This is a genomic window from Nonomuraea sp. NPDC047529 (assembly GCF_040642995.1).
In the GTDB taxonomy this organism is placed as follows: domain Bacteria; phylum Actinomycetota; class Actinomycetes; order Streptosporangiales; family Streptosporangiaceae; genus Nonomuraea.
This window is the reverse complement of sequence record NZ_JBEYTJ010000031.1, coordinates 67867-87821: the sequence shown is the minus strand read 5'-3', so window position 1 is coordinate 87821 and position 19955 is coordinate 67867. Positions and strand designations below refer to the sequence as shown.

Sequence of the window (19955 nt, the reverse complement as noted above, 5' to 3'; positions counted from 1 at the left end):
GTGGGCGTGGCCTCGTTCACACGGATGAACGCTGTCCTACTTGAGGCCAGAATTTCCGCTGGACCATGAGCGTGGCCGTGCCCGAGATGACCATCCCGAGGATGTTCACCGCGAGCTGCGAGACCGACCCCGCGACCTCGGCCCAGTCGCCGAGCCCCAGCGCGACGGCGAGGTAGCCGGCCGCCGGGACCGTGGTGACCGAGATGAACACGCCGATCAGCGCCGAGGACTTGCCCGCCGTCACCGACAGGACGCCCGCCGCCCCCGCCAGCAGCGCCACGATGAACGACCATTTGTCGGGCTTGACGATGAACTGCACCTCCGCGTTCGCCTTCAGGTTGCCGATGTCGATCCAGCCGAACCACTTGGAGACGAGCGCGCAGGCGAAGGTGACGGCGATGGCGGCCGTGAAGCCGATGACCAGCGTCCGGAGGGCGGTGGTGATCAGACGTCCGCGCCGGCCCAGCAGGCCGAAGCAGATGGCGGCGATCGCGCCGAACTCCGGGCCGAGCACCATCGCGCCGACGATCAGGATGGGCGAGTTCTGCAGCACGCCGATGCCCGCGAGCTGCGTCGCGATGGCGAGGAAGGCCAGGTAGGCCCAGGTGATGCGGGACTCGCTGGAGACCTTGTGGGCCAGCTCCTCCCACACCACCGCGTCGTCGGGATCGCCGGGAGCCTCCTCGACCGCCGCCGTGGCCGCCCTGGACAGCGACAGGTCCACCTGCTCGATGGCGATCGAGCCGACGTCCTCCAGCCACTTGAGCCGGCTGATCACCTCGTTGGCCGCCTCGCGGGCGGAGTCGCAGAGGACGACGTCGCCCGCCGGCTCGCGGGCGGCGCCCGGCAGGACGACGATGTTGGTGACGCCCGTGCACTCCTGAAGCAGCTCGACGGCCTCGTCGGTGCGGTCGGGAGGGATGATCAGTCGCAGATGCAGCACTCCGCCATTGTTGTCCATCGGACATTGACGTCGCGTTGACCGGCGTACGCGAGGCTGCCTCACATGATTCGCTTCAGATGCCACGATCATGGTGAGGACTGCTGGTTCGCCGACATCGACGACCAGGAGTGCGCGGGCCGGTTCGCCGCCTACGTCTTCGACGAGGTGTTCAGGTCCGGCGAAGCCGTACCCGCCTGACCGCGTGGTCGGCGCCCTTCTTCAGGACGAGATCGGCCCGGCCCCTGGTGGGGGCGATGTTCTCGACCAGGTTGCGCTCGTTGATGTCGCGCCACACGTTGACCGCGAACTCCGTGGCCTGCTCGTAGGTGAGCTCGGCGATGTACTTGAAGTAGGACTTGGGGTCCTCGAAGGCGGTGCGGCGCAGCTTGTGGAAGCGTTCGACGTACCAGGTGCGGATGTCCTCGACCTTGGCGTCCACGTAGATGGAGAAGTCGAAGTAGTCGTTGACGGCCAGGGACGTGGGCGGGGCGGGCTGGAGGACGTTCAGGCCCTCGATGATCAAGATGTCTGGATTTTTCACGACCTGGCGGGCGCCGGGGACGATGTCGTACTCCAGATGGCTGTAGACGGGCGCGTACACCTCGGGGGCGCCCGCCTTGACCTCCGCCACGAACCTGACCAGCGCGCGCCGGTCGTAGCTCTCCGGGAAGCCCTTGCGCTGCATGATGCCCTTGGCCTCCAGCACCGCGTTGGGGTAGAGGAAGCTGTCGGTGGTGATCAACTCCACGTGCGGGTGCTCGGGCCAGCGGGCCAGCAGGGTGTGCAGGAGCCGCGCCGTGGTCGACTTGCCGACCGCGACGCTGCCGGCGATGCCCAGGATGTACGGGAGGCGCGTCCCCGCGTCCCCGAGGAAGGCGCTCAGCACGCTGCTGCGCTGCTTGGACCCGGTGAAGTGCAGGTTCAGCAGCCGGGTCAGGGGGAGGTAGATGTCGGTGACCTCGGTCAGGTCGATGGGGTCATCGACGCCGCGAAGGTCCTCCAGCTCGTCTGCGGTGAGAGTCAAGGGCGTGTTCTTGCGGAGCTCGCTCCACTGCTCCCTGCTCAGTTCCACGTAGCCGTTGTTCACCTAGGCAGCGTAGCGATGGGGGACAAATGCGATCATGGGCGGGTGCGGCGCGGCGGCCGTCCACAGCCTGTGGATAAAAACGTGGGATTACCAAAGCATGATTCCGGGAAGGAAGACCGGTTCTGACGATCCGGGCATGCCGGAACCGGCAGGCGGCTACCGTTCCGGACGTATCCTCCGGGAGGTCTTGTGGATCGTCGCCGCTTCCTCGCCGGCGTGGTCGCCGTCGCCGGGCCCTTCGCCGGGGTCGCCTGCGCCGGGGCCCGCGGCGGCCTCCGTCCCGCGGCCGGCTACGGGCCGCTGAAGCCGGTCGCCGACCTGCGCGACGGCAAGGTACGCCTGCACCTCCCCGACGGTTTCCGCTACCGCTCGTTCAGCGCCGCGGGCGAGAAGTTCTCCGACGGGAGCACGGTCCCCGGCCGGCACGACGGCATGGCGGCCTTCGCCGGCCCCAAGGGCGGCACGATCCTCGTACGCAACCACGAGGTCGCCGGCCCGGTCGGCGCGTTCGGCGACAAGGACGCCGCCTACGACCCCATGGCGGGCGGCGGCACCTCGACCCTGCACGTCACCGGCCACGGCGAGGTGCTCAGGAGCGGCCCCTCGCTCAACGGCACCATGATGAACTGCTCCGGCGGCCCGATGCCCTGGCGGGCCTGGGTGAGCTGCGAGGAGACGGTCAACGGCCCCGACGTGGGCAACGACCCGTCCGGCGGCGACAACAGCAGGCTCACGCGCCGGCACGGCTACCTGTTCGAGGTGCCGGTCGACGGGGTCGCGAGCGCGCGACCGATCAGGTCGGCCGGCCGCTTCCCGCACGAGTCGGCCGCCTTCGACCCCTCCACCGGCGCCGTCTACCTCACCGAGGACAACTTCTCCTTCCCCTCCGGCTTCTACCGTTACCTGCCGCCCAGGCACCCGATGCGGGAGGGCCGGCTGCTCGACGGCGGCAGGCTCCAGATGCTCGCCGTCGACGGGGTGAAGCGCGCCGACCTGTCGCGCGGGCAGCGGGCGGGGGCCTCCTACGCCACACGCTGGGTGGACATCGACGACCCCGACCCGCGCTTCACCGGCAGGCCGCCGTACGAGGAGGCGGTCCAGGCGGTGGGGCGGCAGGGGCGCGCGGAGGGCGCGGCGATCTTCGCCAGGCTGGAGGGCGCGGTGTTCCACCAGGGCGTCGTGTACTTCGTCTCCACCCAGGGCGGGGCGACCGCGCCGGGTGACCCGCCGCCTTCCGGGTTCGGCGACGGGCGGGGGCAGGTGTGGGCGTACGAGACGTGGAGCGGGCGGCTCAGGCTCGTCCACGAGTCGCCGCGCTCGTCGGTGCTCGACCTGCCCGACAACGTGACCGTCAGCCGGCGCGGCACGCTGGTGCTCTGCGAGGACGGCGACGGCGACAACTACCTGCGCGGCCTCACCAGGACGGGCGAGATCTTCGACTTCTGCCGCCTCCACCCGATCCCGGACGATCCGGGCGCCGAGTTCGCCGGCTCGACGTTCGGGCCGGGCGGGCTGACGCTCTTCGTGAACGTCCAGGCCAAGCGGGGTCGCTCGTTCGCCATCTGGGGGCCGTGGGAACGCGGCCTGTTCTGAGTAGCCTGGGACGATGATCCTGGGTATCGGAGTGGACATCGTCGACATCGCCCGCTTCGAGGCGGCTCTCGAACGTACACCGCAGCTGCGCGAGCGGCTGTTCACCGACATCGAGCGGCCCCTGCCGACGCATTCGCTGGCCGCCAGGTTCGCCGCCAAGGAGGCGGTGGCCAAGGCGCTCGGCGCGCCCAGGGGGCTCGGTCACCTGGAGGCCGAGGTGCGCTGCGACGAGCTGGGCAAGCCGGAGCTGCACGTGTCGGGCAAGGTCGCCGACGTGGCGTACGGCCTCGGGGTCAAGCGCTGGCACCTGTCGCTCAGCCATGACGGGGGCGTCGCCGTGGCCTACGTGATCGCGGAGGGATAACTTCGGATCATGCGCGCGAGGCAGTGCCGTCCCGTGGAGGAGCGGCGGGAGCGAAGCGACCGGAGCGGGGGAAGGCGGCACATGGAGGCCGGGCAGCCGAACGGGGTGAGGCCATGAAGACCGCCTACACCGCCGACCAGATCCGGGGCGCCGAGCGCACGCTGATGGCGCGCCTGCCCGAGGGCGCCCTCATGCAGCGGGCCGCCCACGGCCTGGCCGCCGCCTGCGCCGACCTGCTTGGGCGGGTGTACGGCGCCCGCGTCGTGCTCCTGGTCGGCAGCGGCGACAACGGCGGCGACGCCCTCTATGCCGGCGAACGCCTGGCCCGCCGGGGAGCCCGGGTGGCGGCGGTCCTGGCCGGCTCCAGGACGCACGAGGCCGGCCTGCGCGCCTTCCTGCACGCCGGAGGCCGCGTCGCCGGCCAGGACGCCGTCGCGGACGCCGACCTGATCGTCGACGGGCTGGTCGGCATCGGCGCCACGGGCGCGCTGCGCGAGCCGTACGCCCGGCTGGCCGAAGAGGCGAACGCGGCCCACGGCACGATCGTCGCGGTCGACGTGCCGAGCGGCGTCGAGGCGAGCACCGGGCAGGTCGCGGGCGCGGCGGTGCGGGCACGGGTCACGGTGACGATGGGGGCGTACAAGACGGGCCTGCTGGTCGATCCCGGAGCCGCGCACACGGGCAGGGTCGAGCTGGTCGACATCGGGCTGGGCCCCTTCCTGCCCGATCCGGACGTGGCGGCGCCGACCCGCGCGGACGTGGAGGACCTGCTGCCCAGGCCCGGCAACGAGTCCGACAAATACCGCAGAGGCGTGCTCGGGGTGGCCGCGGGCAGCGACCTGTACACCGGCGCGGCCGTGCTGGCCGTGGGCGGCGCGCTGCGGGCGGGCGCGGGCATGGTCCGCTACGCGGGCACCCACGAGCCGGTCCAGCAGGTGCGCGCGCACTGGCCGGAAGCGGTGATCACCCCGCTCGACCGGCCGTCCATCGAGGACGTCGGCCGCGTCCAGGCGTGGCTGCTCGGCCCGGGGCTCGGCACCGGCGACTGGGCGCACGAGCTGGCCGCCCGCGTGCTGGCCTCCGACGTCCCCGTGCTGATCGACGCCGACGGGCTCACGCTGGTGGCCCGCGACCGGTCGTTGCTGCGCCGGCGGGCGCCCGTGCTGATCACGCCGCACGCGGGCGAGCTGTCGCGGCTGATCGGCGTGAGCCGTGAGGAGATCGAGGCCGCCCGGCTGGAGCACGCCCGCAGGGCCGCCGCCGAGCTGGGCGTGACCGTGCTGCTCAAGGGCTCGACCACGGTGGTGGCCGAGGAGGCCAGGCCGGTCCGCGTCAACGAGACCGGCACGTCCTGGCTGGCCACCGGGGGCACCGGCGACGTGCTGTCGGGCGTGGCGGGCGCGCTGCTGGCCCAGGGGCTGTGCTGTTACGACGCGGGCTCCGTCGGCGCGTACGTGCACGGGCTGGCCGGACGGCTGGCCGCCCGCGGCGCCCCGCTCACCGCCGCCGGGGTGGCGGCGGCCGTCCCGGAGGCGATCCGCTCCGTCCACGGCGAACCCCGCCCCTGAGCGGCGCGAACCGCGCTCGACCACCCGTCCGAGCTGACACACTGGAGAGATGTACTCCTCGATGGCCACCCCCGCCGAGGCGCGGGTCGACCTGTCCGCGATCAGGCACAACGTGGCCCTGCTGAAGGAGCGGGCGGGCGGCGCCGAGCTGATGGGGGCCGTCAAGGCCGACGCCTACGGCCACGGGCTGGTGCCCTCGGCCAGGGCCGTCCTTGAGGGCGGCGCGTCCAGGCTGGGCACGGCGTTCGTCGCCGAGGCGCTGGCGCTGCGCGAAGGCGGCGTCACCGCGCCCGTCCTGGCCTGGCTGATCACCCCCGGCGAGCCCCTCGACCGGGCCGTCGCGGAGGACATCGAGCTGTCGGCGGCCCACGAGGGCGTGCTCGGCGAGATCGCCGCCGCCGCCCGCCGCGCGGGCCGCCCGGCCAAGGTCCACCTGGAGGCCGACACCGGCATGTGCAGGGGCGGCGCGCCGCTGGCCACCTGGCCGGGCCTGCTGAGCAGGGCGCTGGAGCTGCGGGCCGAGGGCGTCGTCGAGATCGTCGGCCTGTGGTCCCACTTCGCCTGCGCCGACGTCCCCGGCCATCCGTCGGTCGGTCAGCAGGTGGAGGCGTACGAGAGCGCGCTGAAGCTGGCCGAGCAGGCGGGGGCCGCCGGGTCGTCGGTGATCAGGCACCTGTCCAACTCGGCCGCCGTCCTGACCCTGCCCGCCGCCCGCTTCGACGTGGTCAGGCCGGGCATCGCCATGTACGGCCTGAGCCCCGTGCCCGAGCTGGGCGACTTCGGGCTGCGTCCGGCCATGACCCTGACGGCCAGGATCGCGCTCGTCAAGCGGGTCCCGGAGGAGTCGGGGGTCTCCTACGGCCACCTCTATGTCACCGACCGCGAGACCACCCTCGGCCTCGTGCCGCTCGGCTACGCCGACGGCATACTCCGGCACGCGACGGGAAGAGCCGAGGTGCTGGCGGGCGGGCGCCGCCGGACGGTGGCGGGCCGGGTGTGCATGGACCAGTTCGTGATCGACGTCGGCGACGACCCCTTGTCGCCGGGCGACGAGGTCGTGCTGTTCGGTCCCGGCGACGGGGGCGAGCCGACCGCCCAGGAATGGGCGGATACCCTCGGCACGATCACGCATGAGATCGTGACCAGGATCGGTTCCCGGGTGCCACGGGTCCACCAGCATGTGACGACGAGCACTCCGGAGCGGCCATGAGCGGAGAAGGATCGGGGACATGACGACGACGACAACACGGCGGCGCAGGGTCGGGATCGCCGGCGCGATCGTCGGAGCGGCGTCGGCCGGTGTCGCGGCGGCGGCGCTGGCCAAGCGCTACGCGGTCGGCCGGATCAGGCTGCGGCACGACGAGGAGGCCAGCGAGCCGTTCGGCGAGCTGCGCGGCAGGGAGCGCACGCTCGTCACCTCCGACGGGGTGGCGCTGCACGTCGAGATCGACGGCCCCGAAGACGCGCCGCTGACGATCGTGATGTGCCACGGCTACTGCCTCAACCTCGAATCGTGGCACTACCAGCGCAAGGACCTGCGCGAGAACTACCGCCTGGTGTTGTGGGACATCCGCTCCCACGGCCGGTCGCAGCGCGGCACGGCCGACGACAGCACGATCGACCGGCTGGGCCAGGACCTCGCCGAGGTGATCGAGGAGTTCGTGCCCGGCCCGTGCGTGGTGGTCGGCCACTCGATGGGCGGCATGACGATCATGGCGCTGGCCGACAGCCACCCTGAGCTGTTCGGCGGGAAGATCCGGGCGGCCGCGCTCATCGCGACCTCGGCGGGCAAGCTGGCCGAGCTGACGCTGGGGCTGCCGGCGATGGTGTCCAAGGCCGTGCACAAGGTGGCGCCGTCCACGGTGTCGCTGCTCGGCAGGAAGGGCTCGCTGGTCGACAAGACCCGGCACGCGGGCAGCGACATCGCCTTCCTGATCACCCGCTACATGGGCTTCGGCGACTCCGCGAACGTGAGCCCGACCGTGGTCGACTTCGCCGAGTCGATGATCAGGCAGACCCCCACCGAGGTGTTCGCCGCCTTCTACCCGGCCCTGATGAACCACGACAAGCTGTCCGCGCTGCACGTCCTCGACCCGGTCCCGACCGCCATCGTCTACGGTGAGCGCGACTGGCTGACCCCGCCCGACCACAGCAGGGCCATCGCGGCGGCGCTGCCCAAGGCGCAGGTCACCGAGATCCCCGACACCTCCCACCTGATCCAGCTGGAACGCCCGGGGATCGTCAACGACGCGCTGCGCGACCTGATCAAGCGAGTGGAGTTGTAGTGCGACTGGCGACAGCGGAGGACATGCGGGCCTACGGCGCCCGCCTGGCGGCCCACCTGCGGCCCGGAGACCTGATCGTGCTGTCCGGCCCGCTCGGCGCGGGCAAGACCACGCTGGTCCAGGGCATCGCCGAAGGTCTCAAGGTACGCGGGCCGATCACCTCGCCCACCTTCGTGATCGCCAGGGTGCACCCGTCGTTGCGGCAGGGCCCGCCCCTGGTGCACGCCGACGCCTACCGGCTCGGCGGCGACCTGGAGGTCGACGACCTCGACCTCGACGCCTCGCTGGAGGAGTCGGTCACCGTGGTCGAGTGGGGCGAGGGCCTGGTCGAGGGGCTGGCCGAAGACCGGCTGGAGATCCACATCGACCGCGAGACCGGCGACGACGCCCGCCTGGTGACCCTGCGCGGGGTGGGCGACCGGTGGGCCGACACGCCGTCTGATCCGGCCTAAGGCTAAAACGTCCGTCAATTCCTGGCAAAGCTGGCACCCTTGACGTACCTGTCCGAAGACATAAATCATGATCGTTGGTCAGGGATTTGCCCAGAATTTCTGGGTATCAGGAGGGGCGACATCCACTTTTTTGGTGGATGCTGGGTGCAAGACGGCAAAGTGGGGTGCGGCGGTGCTCAGGGTCAGGCGAGTCGCGTACGCGGGTGCCATCATGGTGGTCGGGCTGACCGGGTGTGCGGCCTCGGCCGAGACCACACCGACAGCCACACCGACGGCCACACCGACGGCCACAGCCACCACGTCCACCACCGCCACCACGACGGCGACGACCACGGCGACGGCCACGCCGGCCGCCAAGAGGCCGAGCATCGCGGTCCAGCTCAACCCCGACCGGGTCACCGCGGGCGAGACGTCCAAGGTGTGGATCCTGGCCAACTGCCCGGTGCCCTCCGGCGGTCCGGCCCACACCGGCACCGCGACCTCGAAGGCGTTCATCAACGGCGTCCCGCTCAACCCCGTGCCGGCCGGATCGGCCTCGCCGACCGCGACCGGCACCCCGGCCAACGGCTCGCCCTGGGTCCGGGGTGAGGCGACGGTCTCGGGCACGGTCAAGCGCGGCTCCTACACCGTCGACGTCAAGTGCGACGGCACCAACGACGTCGGCAAGGCCACGATCAAGGTGGTCAGGGCCGAGGCCGAGCCGACCGGCGTGCCGACCAAGGCGCCCAGGGCCGGCGGCGGCGGCACCTTCGGCCGCGACGTCGACGACGAGTCCTCGATCCCGCTGGGCCCGGCCGGCGCGCTGGTCGCCCTGGTCCTCGTCGGAGGCGCGGTCGTGGTGGCCAAGCGGCGCAGCCGGGCGTGACGGATGGCACGTCCGGGTCGGGTGGTGCTCGCGGGCGCCGTCACGGGCCTGCTGCTGGTCGCCTTCGGCAAGAGCATGCAGAACTCCTCCACTCCCGCGGCGAGCGTGGTGCCCAAGAGCATCGACATCCCCTCGCTCGACCTTGAGGCCCCGCTGATGAAGCTCGGGCTGAGCAAGGACGGCGAGGTCGAGCTGCCGCCGTACGAGAAGCCGAAGGTGGCCGGCTGGTACAGCGGCAGCGCGGTGCCCGGCGAGAAGGGCGCCTCGGTGATCATCGGCCACGTCGACACCAAGACCGCCCCCGCCGTGTTCTACAAGCTCAGGCAGTTGCGCAAGGGCGAGACCGTCAAGGTGGAACGCAGCGACGGCAAGGTCGTCAGCTTCAAGGTGGACGCCATCGAGCAGGTCTCCAAGGACAGCTTCCCGGCCCGCCGCGTGTACGTCGACGACGGGCTCAAGCTGGTGACCTGCGGCGGCAAGTTCGACTCCGCCAAGGGCGAATACGTCGACAACATCATCGTCTACGCCTCCAAGGCTTGATCATGGAGGTATGAGCACAGACAACAACCCGCCGGCGTCCGGCTCCCGTGTGCCCTGGGAAGAGGTCCACCCGCTGGTGCGCGAGGCGGTCGAGGGCTTCCTCGGCGACCAGGTCGTGGAGGCCGTCACCCAGGAGGGCGGCTTCTCCCCGGCGGCCGCCGTGCGCCTGCGGACGAGCGACGGACGGCGCGTGTTCGTCAAGGCCGTCGGCCCCGAGCCCAACCCCGACAGCGTGCGCATCTACCGCTCCGAGCTCAGGAACGCCGCCGCGCTGCCCGAGTCCGTCCCCGCGCCGAAACTGCTGACGGCGTTCGAGCTGGAGGGCTGGGTGGCGCTGGTCTTCGAGGACATCGAGGCCGTGCATCCCGCGATGCCCTGGCGGCGCGACGAGCTCGACCGGGTGCTCACGGCCGTGAAGGAGATGGCCGCCGCGCTCACCCCGTCGCCGATCGAGGCGCCCACGATCGGGGAGGTCATGGACAAGTCCTTCCGAGGCTGGCGCACCCTCCTCGCCGAGGACGCCGCCGAGGACGCCGCCGAGGACGCCGCCGAGGACGCCGCCGGGGACGCCGCCGGGCTCGACCCGTGGGCGGCGCGCCACCTGGCCGAGCTGGCCGAGCTGGAGTCCGGCTGGGCGACGGCGGCGGCCGGCGACACCCTGGTCCACGCCGACGTGCGGGCCGACAACGTCATGCTCACGCCCGACCGCGTCTACGTGGTCGACTGGCCGTGGGCCTGCCTGGCCGCGCCCTGGTACGACCAGGTGGCCATGCTGCCGTCGGTCGGCATGCAGGGCGGTCCCGCCCCGCACGAGCTGTTCGACGATCCCGACCCGGCGGTCACCGCGGTCATCGCGGCCATCACCGGCTACTTCGTCCGGCAGGGCCGATTGCCGGATCCGCCGGGGCTGCCCACGCTCAGGGCGTTCCAGCGGGCGCAGGGAGTGGTCGCCCTCGACTGGCTGAAACGGCGTACCGGCTGGGTGTGACCCGTCCGGCGGGTAGGCTAAACAGTCGTGCTGGTCCTGGCCTTTGATACCGCGACGCCCGCCGTCACCGCCGCCCTCCACGACGGTGAGCGGGTGCTCGCCGAGTCCACGACGATCGACGCCCGCCGCCACGGCGAGCTGCTCGTCCCCACCATCGAACGCGTGCTGACCGAGTCGGGCGCCGCCCTGCGTGACGTGACGGCCATCGTCGCGGGCAGCGGCCCCGGGCCCTACACGGGCCTGCGCGTCGGTCTGATGACCGCGCAGGGGCTCGCGACGACGCTCGCCGTCCCCGCGTACGGCATCTGCACCCTCGACGCGGTCGCCTACGGCAGCAGGCTCGGCGAGCCGTTCCTGGCCGCCACCGACGCCCGGCGCAAGGAGGTGTTCTGGGCGCGCTACCAGGACATGCGCACCCGGATCGACGGCCCGTTCGTCGACCGGCCCGCCGACGTGCCCGTCGAGGGCCTGCCGGTGGTGGGCGCCGGCGGCGCGCTCTACCCCGACGTCCTGGGCGGCCACGACGCCCCGCCCTACCCCTACGCGGGGGCGCTGGCCGCGCTGGCCGCCGAACGGCTGGCCGCGGGCGTGCCGCTCGACCCGCCGCGGCCCATCTACCTGCGCAGGCCCGACGCCGTGGTGCCGGGCGCGCCCAAGAGGGTGACGGCGTGAGACTCCGGCCGATGACCGAGGCCGACCTGCCGGCGGTCATGGCGATCGAGCGGGCCATGTTCCCGCTCGACGCGTGGAGCGAGGGCATGATGCGCGGCGAGCTGGCCGACATGCCGCGTTCGCGCCACTACCTGGTGGCCCTGGCCGACGACGAGATCGTCGCCTACAGCGGCATCGCGGTCGCGGCCGACCAGGCCGACGTGCAGACCATCGCCGTGCTGGAGAAGCACCAGGGCACCGGCATCGGCAGCGCGATGCTGACCGAGCTGCTGGCCGAGGCGCGGCGCAGGGGAGCGCGCGAGATCTTCCTGGAGGTGCGCGCCGACAACCCGCGCGCCCAGGCCGTCTACCGGCATTTCGAGTTCGAGGAGATCGGCACCCGCCGCCGCTACTACGACGACGGCACCGACGCGATCATGATGAGAAGGAAGCTGGATGGCTGACGCACCCCTGGTCCTGGGCATCGAGACGTCGTGCGACGAGACCGGCATCGGCATCGTCAGAGGCCACACGCTCCTCGCCAACACCATCGCCTCCAGCATGGACGAGCACGCCAGGTACGGCGGCGTGGTGCCCGAGGTCGCCTCCCGCGCGCACCTGGAGGCCATGACGCCGACCGTTGAGGCGGCGCTGGCCGAGGCCGGGCTCAAGTTCTCCGACATCGACGCCATCGCCGTCACCGCCGGGCCGGGCCTGGCCGGTGCGCTGCTGGTGGGCGTGGCCGCCGCCAAGTCGTACGCGCTGGGCCTGGGCGTCCCGCTCTACGGCGTCAACCACCTGGCCGCCCACGTGGCCGTCGACCAGCTCGAACACGGGCCGCTGCCCAAGCCGTGCATCGCCATGCTGGTCTCGGGCGGTCACTCCTCGCTGCTGCTGGTGCCCGACGTGGCCGAAGACGTCATCTCGCTCGGCTCGACCGTCGACGACGCGGCCGGCGAGGCGTTCGACAAGGTGGCCCGGGTGCTCGGGCTGCCCTTCCCCGGTGGCCCGCACATCGACAGGGCCGCCCGCGAGGGCTCAGGCACCGCCGTGACCTTCCCGCGAGGCAAGATCGACGACGGCACGCTCGACTTCTCCTTCTCCGGGCTCAAGACCGCCGTCGCCCGCTGGGTGGAGGCGCGCGAGGCGTCCGGGCAGTCGATCCACGTGCCCGACGTGGCCGCGTCCTTCCAGGAGGCGGTGGTCGACGTGCTGACCCGCAAGGCGTTGCAGGCGTGCAAGAAGTACGACGTGCACGACCTGCTGATCGGCGGTGGCGTGGCGGCCAACTCGCGGCTGCGGGCGCTGGCCCAGGAGCGCTGCGACGCGGCGGGCGTGCGGCTGCGGGTGCCCCGGCCGGGGTTGTGCACCGACAACGGGGCCATGGTCGCCGCTCTGGGGTCCGATCTGGTGGCGGCGGGGGTCACGCCCTCGACCCTGGAGATCCCAGCGGACTCGTCGCTGCCGATCACGACGGTCCACGTCTGAGCCCTGGCGGGCCGGGAATGCCGGCGGTGCGGCGCGGGTGTGCCACACCGCCGGGGCGGCGTCAGTCTTTCGTCCTGGTGGGCCGGAGCAGGGCCTCGGCCAGCACCAGCATGGTCTCCTCCAGCGCGGCCAGCCGCTTGGTGAGGTCGTCGGTGGCGGGCTGCACGATGCCGCTGACCGTCTCGCTCAGCTCGTCGCGGTCGGGCCTGGAACGCACCAGCTCGGTCAGCGTGTCGGCGGCGGCCGACAGGCGGTCGGCCTGCGCGCCGGCCTGCGACTGGATCAGCTCGCCGACCCGCTCGGGGATGGCCAGGGCGGCCGGTAGCTGGCTGACCTGCTGGTTCATGGCCTGGATGCGGTCGTCGACCGACTCCAGGTGCTCGCCGGCCTGATCGGCGCGGGCGGCCAGGCCGTTGAGGTGGGTGTCGAGGCCGTTGAACCGGCTGTCGAGGCCGCTGAACTGCCCGTCGAGGGTGTCGAAGCGGGTGATGAGGTGCTCCTCGGCCTCGACCAGCCGCTCGTCGATCGACTCCATCTGGTTGTCGAGCTTGTTGAAGCGGCCCTCGCTGCGGACGGCGGTCTCGGTGAGGCGTTGGTCGGTGCCCGAGGCGCGCTCGTCGAGCGAGCCCAGGCGGCCGTCGAGGGCGTCGAAGCGGTCGTCGTGGCGGACCAGGTGGCCGTCGATGGTGCCCAGGCGCTTGCCGAGGCCGCCGAGCTGGCCGTCGACCGAGGTGAGGCGCTTGTCGACGCCGCTGATGCGGCCGTCGACGCCGTCGAGCCTGGTGTCGATGTCGGCCAGGCACTCGTCGGCCGACTCCAGCCGCCCGTCGAACCCGGTGAGCCGGGTGTCCAGCCCCAGGAGCCGGCCCTCGACCCGGTCGAGCCGGGAGTCGACGCCGTCGAGCCGCCCGCTGAGCCGCAGCTCGCTCTCCCCGAGCTGGACGGCGAGGTGTCGGTCGGCCTCGTCGAGGCGGGCGGTGAGCCGCTGCTCGACGTCGGACAGCCGGCCCGTGAGCCGCTGGTCGGCCTCGTCGAGCTGGGCGGCCAGGCGCTCGTCGGCGCGGTCGAGCCGCTCGTTCAGGCGGTGGGTCAGGCGCTCGTCGGTCTCGTCGAGCCGGCCCGCCAGGCGCTTGTCGGCCTCGTCGAGGCGGGCGGCGATGTGCAGGTCGGTGTCGTCGAGCCGGCCGGTCAGCCGCTGCTCGGCCGCGTCGATCTTGACCGCCACCTGCTGCGACGTGGCCGCGACGCTCTCGGCCAGCTCGCCGACCACGCCCTCGACCCGTTCGGTACGGCCGGACAGGTCGGCCACCGACTTGTCGAGCCGGGTGAAGCGGCTGGCCGCTGCCTCCATGCTGGAGTTGAGCTGCGTCAGCTTGGCGGCGAAGTCGGTCATGCCCTGCGTGATGCCGTCGGTGGTGTCGAGCACGGTCTGCAGGCGTTTGAGCGCCTCGTCGACGGCCTCGCCCACGGTGCCCAGATCCGCCCACAGGCTCGGCAGCTCGGCCACCGGCGCGACCCGGGCGTCGACATGGCCGATCTTCTCCCCGACGGCGTCGACGTGGTCGCGCACGGCCTCGACGTGCTGGGCCAGGCCCTCCGCCCACATCGGCGGCTTGGCGGTGATGTCGTCGAGCCGCCCGCTGACCGATTCGAGGGTGCCGCTCAGACCGCCGAGCTCGCGTTCGCGCACCTCGCGCAACAGCCACTCCATGCCTTCCAGCCGCTGGCGGATCTCGTCGAGCACGGCTCCCTGGGTGCGCTGCTCATAGACATGGTCCTGGGCGGCGCGCGCAAGGAGGTCTCGCATCCTCTCGGAGATGGCGGACTGGCCGCCTGCCTGCAGAAGGGTGGTGTGGTTGGAATGGTCCACCGAAAGGCTCCTTCGCTCGCCGACGGTCTGCCGCGCAGCGGTGGGATAGGTCCGGTTTGCAGATGAAAAGGCGAGTACGCGGGTTACCGCATAAGGGGGAGAACTCCCGCCCGCCCACCTTAGCCTTTCGATCAAGGTCCGGCAGGGCCACAGTGAAAGATCGTATTTAGCGGAAGAATGACCGCTTTGGTTTGTTCAGGCAGGTGAGATGGGGTTGCAGATGATAACCGAAGGCTTATCGAGAATGCGGGTCAGGATAATGACCACCGAGTTCTCGCCGGAAAGTCGGAGATCGGTTCGCAGGCGTTCGATGTCGACCGCCGACGCGCGTTTCTTGATGGTGACATTGCCGATCCGGCGTTCGCGCAGGGCCGCGCGGAGCTTTTTCAGCGAGAACGGCATGACCTCGTCCACCTCGTATCCGGCGGCCCAGGGGGTGTGTCTCGGCTCGTCGGCGGTGATGTAGGCGATCATGGGGTCGGCCAGGCGTCCGTCGATCATTTCGGCCACCTCGCCCACGAGGTGGGCCCGGATCGCGGCGCCGTCGGGCTCGTAGACGTAGCGGCCCATGGGGCCGACGGGGGCCTGCACGCCGGTGGCGGTCAGGGTGTGCCCGCCGGGGAGGAGGGTGGCGCGGCGGGCGAGGTCGGTGCCGTCGGCCGGACCGTTCTCTGGGCCGGTCCAGAGGGTGGCCTCCTTGACCTCGCCCTTCCAGGAGACCCATTCGGCCTCGGCGCCGTCGGGGATGAACTCGTACGGGATGCCGGGGGCGACCTTCAGGCAGGCCCGCGGGGCCCGCGCGACCATGTCGAGCACGACCGGCCAGGGCGGCGAGTAGGCCATCGGGTCGAACGTCCGGCCCTTGCCGCTGCGGCGGGCCGGGTCGGCGAACAGTGCGTCGTACTCCTCGGGCCGGACCCGCGCCGCGTCGCCCGCGCGCACCCGCACCCGGTCGGCCAGCCCGAGCGCGTCGGCGTTGGCCGTGGCCACGGCGACGGTCAGCGGGTCGAGGTCGACGGCGTCGACCTCGCAGCCGGCGCGGGCGAGCGCCAGGAGGTCGCCGCCGATCCCGCAGCAGGCGTCGATCACCCGGGCGCCGCCCATACGGCGGGCGCGGTGGTCGGCGACCTCCCGGCGGGTGGACTGTTCCAGGCCGTGCGGGGTGAAGTACATGACCGCGGCGTCCGCGCCGAACTTCGCCCTGGCGCGCTCGCGCAGCGCCGCCTGCGTGAGCGCGGCGGAGGTGAGCGCCGCGTCGTAGGTGCGGCGCAGCCTGGTCGCCGCCGCCACCGGATCAGTCCCGGTCAGCTCGGCGGCCTCGGCGAGCGCCCGCTGCCCGTGCGGGGTCAGCAGTTCGCCGAAGGCGTCGAGATCCATGTACGCACTCCGCTCTCGGGATCGCTCACAACTCGGGACGGCTCACAGGGTGGTGTCGCCCAGGGACACCAGGAGCGTGCGCAGCAGCCCGGCCAGGGCTCCGCGCTCCTCCTCCGACAGCCCGGCGAGCAGCCGCTCCTCGTTGGCGGCGTGCAGGACGAGCATCTCGTCGGCGACCCTCCTGCCCTCGTCGGTGAGGGCGACCAGCGTCATGCGGCGGTTGTGCGGCGCGGGCCAGCGGTGGACGAGGCCGCGCCGGACCAGGTGGTCCATCCGGTTGGTGAGCGCGCCGGGGCTGACCATGGCGGAGGAGGACAGGTCCTTCATGCACATGGCGTCGGCGCCGCTGCGCAGCAGCGTGGCCAGCATGTCGAACTCCCACGCCTCCAGGCCGTGCTCGGCGAGGAAGTCCTTCACGCCGCGCTCCAGCAGGCGCGAGGCCCGTGAGACCCGGCCGATCACGCCCATCGGGGACACGTCGACGTCGGGCCGTGTCCGTGCCCACTGTCCGAGTATCGCGTCGACCGCGTCATCCACGGGGATCACCCTACCAAAGCTTCGACGTTGAAATGTTCAGGGTCGTGCGGTAGTGTCCACGACGTCGAAATGTTCAACATGGAAATGTTCGAGGTAGGTTCATCATGAAGGTGCTGGTGCTGGGCGCGACAGGTTACATCGGCGGCGCTGTGGTCGAGCGGCTGGCCGATCAGGGGCACGAGGTGGCCGTCCTGGTGCGGCCCGCCGCCGACGGGTCCAGGCGGGTGCCGGGCGTGGCGGACGAGCGCTACGGGGACCTGGCCGACACCGCCGCGCTGGCCGCCGCGATCACCCCGGACATCGACGCGATCGTGGTCGCCGCCCAGCTCGGCGGCGACAAGGAGGCCGACCTCGCCTCGATCGGCGTGCTCGTCGCGTCGGGCCGGAAGGTCGTCTTCACCAGCGGCGTGTGGGTGCTGGGAGCCACCGCCGAGGGGCACGAGGACAGCCCGGCCGACCCGATTCCGCTCGTGGCGTACCGGCACGAGATCGAGCGGCTGGTCACCGACGGCGGTGGCTCGGTGGTCCGGCCCGCCGTCGTCCACGGGCGCGGCGGGGGCATCCCCGCCCTGATGCGCGCGCAGGCCGCCGAGCGCGGCGCCGGCGTGTACGTCACCGCCGGCGGCGAGCCGCACACCTGGACGTTCGTGCACGTCGACGACCTGGCCGACCTCGTCGTCGTCGTCCTGGAGAGGGGCGGCGCCCGCGTCTACCACGGCATCAGCGAGGAGGCCGTGTCCGTCGCCGACGTGGCCGAGGCGGCGGCCCGGTCCGCGGGCGTCAAGCCGCAGGCCGAGCCCTGGCCGGTGGCCGAGGCGGCCCAGGTGCTGGGGGAAGGCTTCGCCGAGGCCCTGGCGCTCGGCCAGCGCGTCAGCGCGACACGCACGCGCGCCGAGCTCGGCTGGAACCCCTCCCGGCCCGGTGTCGTCGCCGATCTGGTGGAGGGCTCCTACGTCTGATCGCTCTGAGCAGACGCGTTCGTGTTGACTGTCAAGGCCCTCTTGCATATGTTTCCTGTTGGCACTCTCACCTTGAGAGTGCCAACGTGCGACGAGGCAGGTCTGACACCCGCGACGGCAGGCCCCGCTGGTCGCCTCTTCTAGATCATTCAAATCTGAAGGGGAGGTCCGATCGTGACGACCGCCACCAAGGTTCCCGTTAAGCCGCTCGGCGACCGCATTGTGGTTCAGCCGCTTGAGGCAGAGCAGACCACCGCTTCCGGTCTGGTCATCCCGGACACCGCCAAGGAGAAGCCGCAGGAGGGCAAGGTCCTCGCGGTGGGCCCCGGCAACTGGGATGAGGACGGCGACAAGCGCATTCCGCTCGACGTCTCCGAGGGCGACGTCGTCCTCTACAGCAAGTACGGCGGCACCGAGGTCAAGTACGGCGGCGAGGAGTACCTCGTGCTCTCCGCCCGCGACGTTCTCGCGATCATCGAGAAGTAGGCCGGTTGTGTCGAGCCCCGGGCGCTCTTGAGGGCCCGGGGCTTTCGACGCCAGGAGAGGACTTTCAGCATGGCGAAGATCCTGCAGTTCGACGAGGACGCCCGCCGCGCGCTTGAGCGCGGTGTCAACGCCCTCGCGGACGCCGTGAAGGTAACCCTCGGCCCGCGTGGCCGTAACGTCGTCATCGACAAGAAGTTCGGTGCGCCGACGATCACGAACGACGGTGTGACCATCGCTCGTGAGATCGAGCTGGAGGAGCGCTACGAGAACCTCGGCGCCCAGCTCGCCAAGGAAGTAGCCACCAAGACCAACGACATCGCGGGCGACGGCACCACCACCGCCACCGTGCTGGCCCAGGCCATGGTCCGCGAGGGCCTGCGCAACGTGGCCGCCGGCGCCTCGCCGCTGTCGCTCAAGCGTGGCATCGACAAGGCCGCCAAGGAGATCAGCGACCGGCTGCTGGCCAGCGCTCGCGAGGTGGGCGACAAGAAGGAGATCGCCAACGTCGCCACCATCTCCGCCCAGGACGCCAAGATCGGCGAGCTGATCGCCGAGGCGTTCGACAAGGTGGGCAAGGACGGTGTCCTCACCGTCGAAGAGTCCAACGCCATGGGCATGGAGCTCGAGTTCACCGAGGGCATGCAGTTCGACAAGGGCTACCTGTCGGCCTACATGGTGACCGACCCCGAGCGCATGGAGTCCGTCCTGGAGGACGCGTACATCCTGCTCACCCAGGGCAAGATCTCCTCCATCGCCGACTTCCTGCCGCTGCTGGAGAAGGTCGCCCAGACCAAGAAGCCGCTGCTCGTGGTCGCCGAGGACGTCGAGGGCGAGGCCCTGGCCGTCCTGGTCACCAACAAGATCCGCGGCACCTTCACCTCCGTGGCCGTCAAGGCCCCGGGCTTCGGTGACCGCCGCAAGGCGATGCTCCAGGACATGGCCATCCTCACCGGCGGCCAGGTCGTCAGCGAGGAGGTCGGCCTCAAGCTCGAGCACGTCGGCCTCGAGGTGCTCGGCACGGCCCGCCGCGTCGTCGTCACCAAGGACGCCACGACCATCGTCGACGGCGCCGGTGACCAGCAGGCGATCGAGGACCGCGTCAAGGAGATCAAGATTGCCATCGAGCAGTCCGACTCCGACTGGGACCGCGAGAAGCTGCAGGAGCGCCTGGCCAAGCTCGCCGGCGGTGTGTGCGTGCTGCGCGTCGGCGCCGCCACCGAGGTGGAGCTGAAGGAGAAGAAGCACCGTCTCGAGGACGCGATCTCCGCGACCCGCGCCGCGATCGAGGAGGGCATCGTCTCCGGCGGTGGCTCCGCCCTCATCCACGTGGGCAAGGAGCTCGACGACCTCGGCCTGACGGGCGACGAGGCCACCGGTGTCGGCGTCGTGCGCCGCGCGCTGGTCGAGCCGGCCCGCTGGATCGCCGAGAACGCCGGCCTTGAGGGCTACGTGGTGACCCACAAGGTCGCCGAGCTGCCCGCCGGCCAGGGCCTCAACGCCGCCACCGGCGAGTACGTCGACCTGGTCGCCCAGGGCGTCATCGACCCCGTCAAGGTGACGCGGTCCGCGGTGCAGAACGCGGCTTCGATCGCGGGCATGCTCCTGACGACCGAGGCGCTCGTGGTGGACAAGCCCGAGGAGGAGGCTCCGGCCGCCGGCCACGGCCACGGCCACGGTCACTGACCCGCCTGGTTCCCCCGCGCCTGTACGGCCCGCACCGGTTCCCTCCGGTGCGGGCCGTCGGCTTTCCCGCCCCCTCCGATTCCTCTGGACGCGGCCCGTCGGCTTCCTGGCCGTTCCTCACGCTCCGGTGCGGGGTGTCGGCCTTCCCGGCCCGTGCCGGCCCTTCCGGGGCTTCTGGGGCAGCCCGGAGGGGTTCGGGTGGGGCCGGAAATACGGTTG

The 19955-nt window shown here is 71.7% G+C and carries 21 protein-coding genes; 16 read left to right on the top strand and 5 right to left on the bottom strand.

Annotated elements, in window-relative coordinates; translation table 11 throughout:
• Positions 1–16: 16 nt before the first annotated feature.
• Positions 17–943 carry a DUF389 domain-containing protein gene (locus ABZ815_RS37095; protein WP_357705890.1) on the bottom strand — a complete coding sequence of 309 codons (927 nt, stop codon included), beginning with the start codon at positions 941–943 and terminating at the stop codon, positions 17–19.
• Positions 944–1006: 63 nt separating this feature from the next.
• Here ABZ815_RS37095 and ABZ815_RS37090 point away from each other — a divergent pair, with 63 nt between their 5' ends.
• Positions 1007–1141, top strand: coding sequence for a hypothetical protein (locus ABZ815_RS37090; RefSeq protein WP_357705889.1), 135 nt, complete (start codon positions 1007–1009; stop codon positions 1139–1141).
• Here ABZ815_RS37090 and coaA read toward each other — a convergent pair.
• Positions 1113–2015, bottom strand: a complete 903-nt coding sequence (gene coaA, locus ABZ815_RS37085; protein WP_357705919.1) for a type I pantothenate kinase — start codon at positions 2013–2015, stop codon at positions 1113–1115. The two genes, ABZ815_RS37090 and coaA, sit on opposite strands and share 29 nt — an antisense overlap.
• 204 nt (positions 2016–2219) lie before the next feature.
• On the opposite strand from coaA, the gene ABZ815_RS37080 reads away from it, so the two are divergent.
• The 12 genes from ABZ815_RS37080 (at position 2220) to tsaD (ending at position 12824) form a co-directional block, all read left to right on the top strand.
• The gene (locus ABZ815_RS37080; protein WP_357705888.1) at positions 2220–3623 is read left to right on the top strand and encodes an alkaline phosphatase PhoX; all 1404 of its coding nucleotides are present in this window, start codon (positions 2220–2222) and stop codon (positions 3621–3623) included.
• A gap of 13 nt (positions 3624–3636) precedes the next feature.
• Complete coding sequence (locus ABZ815_RS37075) at positions 3637–3987, top strand: holo-ACP synthase (protein ID WP_357705887.1); 351 nt, start codon at positions 3637–3639, stop codon at positions 3985–3987.
• Positions 3988–4100: 113 nt separating this feature from the next.
• Entirely contained in the window at positions 4101–5555 is a 1455-nt protein-coding gene (locus ABZ815_RS37070; RefSeq protein WP_357705886.1) for an NAD(P)H-hydrate dehydratase, read from the top strand.
• 61 nt (positions 5556–5616) lie between these two features.
• Positions 5617–6765 (top strand): alanine racemase, encoded by a 1149-nt coding sequence (alr, locus tag ABZ815_RS37065; RefSeq protein ID WP_357705918.1) that lies wholly within the window; start codon positions 5617–5619, stop codon positions 6763–6765.
• A 19-nt stretch (positions 6766–6784) separates the two neighbouring features.
• Complete coding sequence (locus ABZ815_RS37060) at positions 6785–7840, top strand: alpha/beta hydrolase (protein ID WP_357705885.1); 1056 nt, start codon at positions 6785–6787, stop codon at positions 7838–7840.
• Positions 7840–8292, top strand: a complete 453-nt coding sequence (gene tsaE / locus ABZ815_RS37055) for a tRNA (adenosine(37)-N6)-threonylcarbamoyltransferase complex ATPase subunit type 1 TsaE (RefSeq protein ID WP_352362852.1) — start codon at positions 7840–7842, stop codon at positions 8290–8292. The genes ABZ815_RS37060 and tsaE overlap by 1 nt, the downstream gene beginning before the upstream one ends.
• 172 nt (positions 8293–8464) lie before the next feature.
• Positions 8465–9157: a hypothetical protein gene (locus ABZ815_RS37050; RefSeq protein ID WP_357705884.1), complete on the top strand. Its 693-nt coding sequence runs from the start codon at positions 8465–8467 to the stop codon at positions 9155–9157.
• 3 nt (positions 9158–9160) lie between these two features.
• Positions 9161–9697 (top strand): class F sortase, encoded by a 537-nt coding sequence (locus ABZ815_RS37045; RefSeq protein ID WP_357705883.1) that lies wholly within the window; start codon positions 9161–9163, stop codon positions 9695–9697.
• 10 nt (positions 9698–9707) lie between these two features.
• Positions 9708–10685 (top strand): phosphotransferase, encoded by a 978-nt coding sequence (locus ABZ815_RS37040; protein WP_357705882.1) that lies wholly within the window; start codon positions 9708–9710, stop codon positions 10683–10685.
• Between the two features lie 27 nt (positions 10686–10712).
• The gene (tsaB, locus tag ABZ815_RS37035; protein ID WP_357705881.1) at positions 10713–11357 is read left to right on the top strand and encodes a tRNA (adenosine(37)-N6)-threonylcarbamoyltransferase complex dimerization subunit type 1 TsaB; all 645 of its coding nucleotides are present in this window, start codon (positions 10713–10715) and stop codon (positions 11355–11357) included.
• An 11-nt stretch (positions 11358–11368) separates the two neighbouring features.
• Positions 11369–11800, top strand: coding sequence for a ribosomal protein S18-alanine N-acetyltransferase (gene rimI / locus ABZ815_RS37030; protein WP_357705917.1), 432 nt, complete (start codon positions 11369–11371; stop codon positions 11798–11800).
• Positions 11793–12824: a tRNA (adenosine(37)-N6)-threonylcarbamoyltransferase complex transferase subunit TsaD gene (gene tsaD / locus ABZ815_RS37025; protein WP_352318676.1), complete on the top strand. Its 1032-nt coding sequence runs from the start codon at positions 11793–11795 to the stop codon at positions 12822–12824. Before rimI ends, tsaD begins: the two co-directional genes overlap by 8 nt.
• 61 nt (positions 12825–12885) lie before the next feature.
• Here tsaD and ABZ815_RS37020 read toward each other — a convergent pair whose 3' ends face one another.
• The 3 genes from ABZ815_RS37020 to ABZ815_RS37010 all read right to left on the bottom strand — a co-directional run bounded on the left by ABZ815_RS37020 (position 12886) and on the right by ABZ815_RS37010 (position 16608).
• Positions 12886–14694: a hypothetical protein gene (locus ABZ815_RS37020; protein ID WP_357705880.1), complete on the bottom strand. Its 1809-nt coding sequence runs from the start codon at positions 14692–14694 to the stop codon at positions 12886–12888.
• 195 nt (positions 14695–14889) lie between these two features.
• On the bottom strand, positions 14890–16071 hold the full coding sequence (locus ABZ815_RS37015; protein ID WP_357705879.1) for a methyltransferase domain-containing protein: 1182 nt from the start codon (positions 16069–16071) through the stop codon (positions 14890–14892).
• Positions 16072–16113: 42 nt separating this feature from the next.
• Positions 16114–16608 carry a MarR family transcriptional regulator gene (locus ABZ815_RS37010; protein ID WP_357705878.1) on the bottom strand — a complete coding sequence of 165 codons (495 nt, stop codon included), beginning with the start codon at positions 16606–16608 and terminating at the stop codon, positions 16114–16116.
• Positions 16609–16712: 104 nt separating this feature from the next.
• Here ABZ815_RS37010 and ABZ815_RS37005 point away from each other — a divergent pair, with 104 nt between their 5' ends.
• The 3 genes from ABZ815_RS37005 to groL all read left to right on the top strand — a co-directional run bounded on the left by ABZ815_RS37005 (position 16713) and on the right by groL (position 19736).
• Complete coding sequence (locus ABZ815_RS37005) at positions 16713–17567, top strand: NAD-dependent epimerase/dehydratase family protein (protein ID WP_357705877.1); 855 nt, start codon at positions 16713–16715, stop codon at positions 17565–17567.
• Between the two features lie 171 nt (positions 17568–17738).
• On the top strand, positions 17739–18053 hold the full coding sequence (groES, locus tag ABZ815_RS37000) for a co-chaperone GroES (RefSeq protein WP_226899011.1): 315 nt from the start codon (positions 17739–17741) through the stop codon (positions 18051–18053).
• Positions 18054–18122: 69 nt separating this feature from the next.
• Positions 18123–19736: a chaperonin GroEL gene (gene groL / locus ABZ815_RS36995; protein WP_357705876.1), complete on the top strand. Its 1614-nt coding sequence runs from the start codon at positions 18123–18125 to the stop codon at positions 19734–19736.
• Positions 19737–19955: the final 219 nt, after the last annotated feature.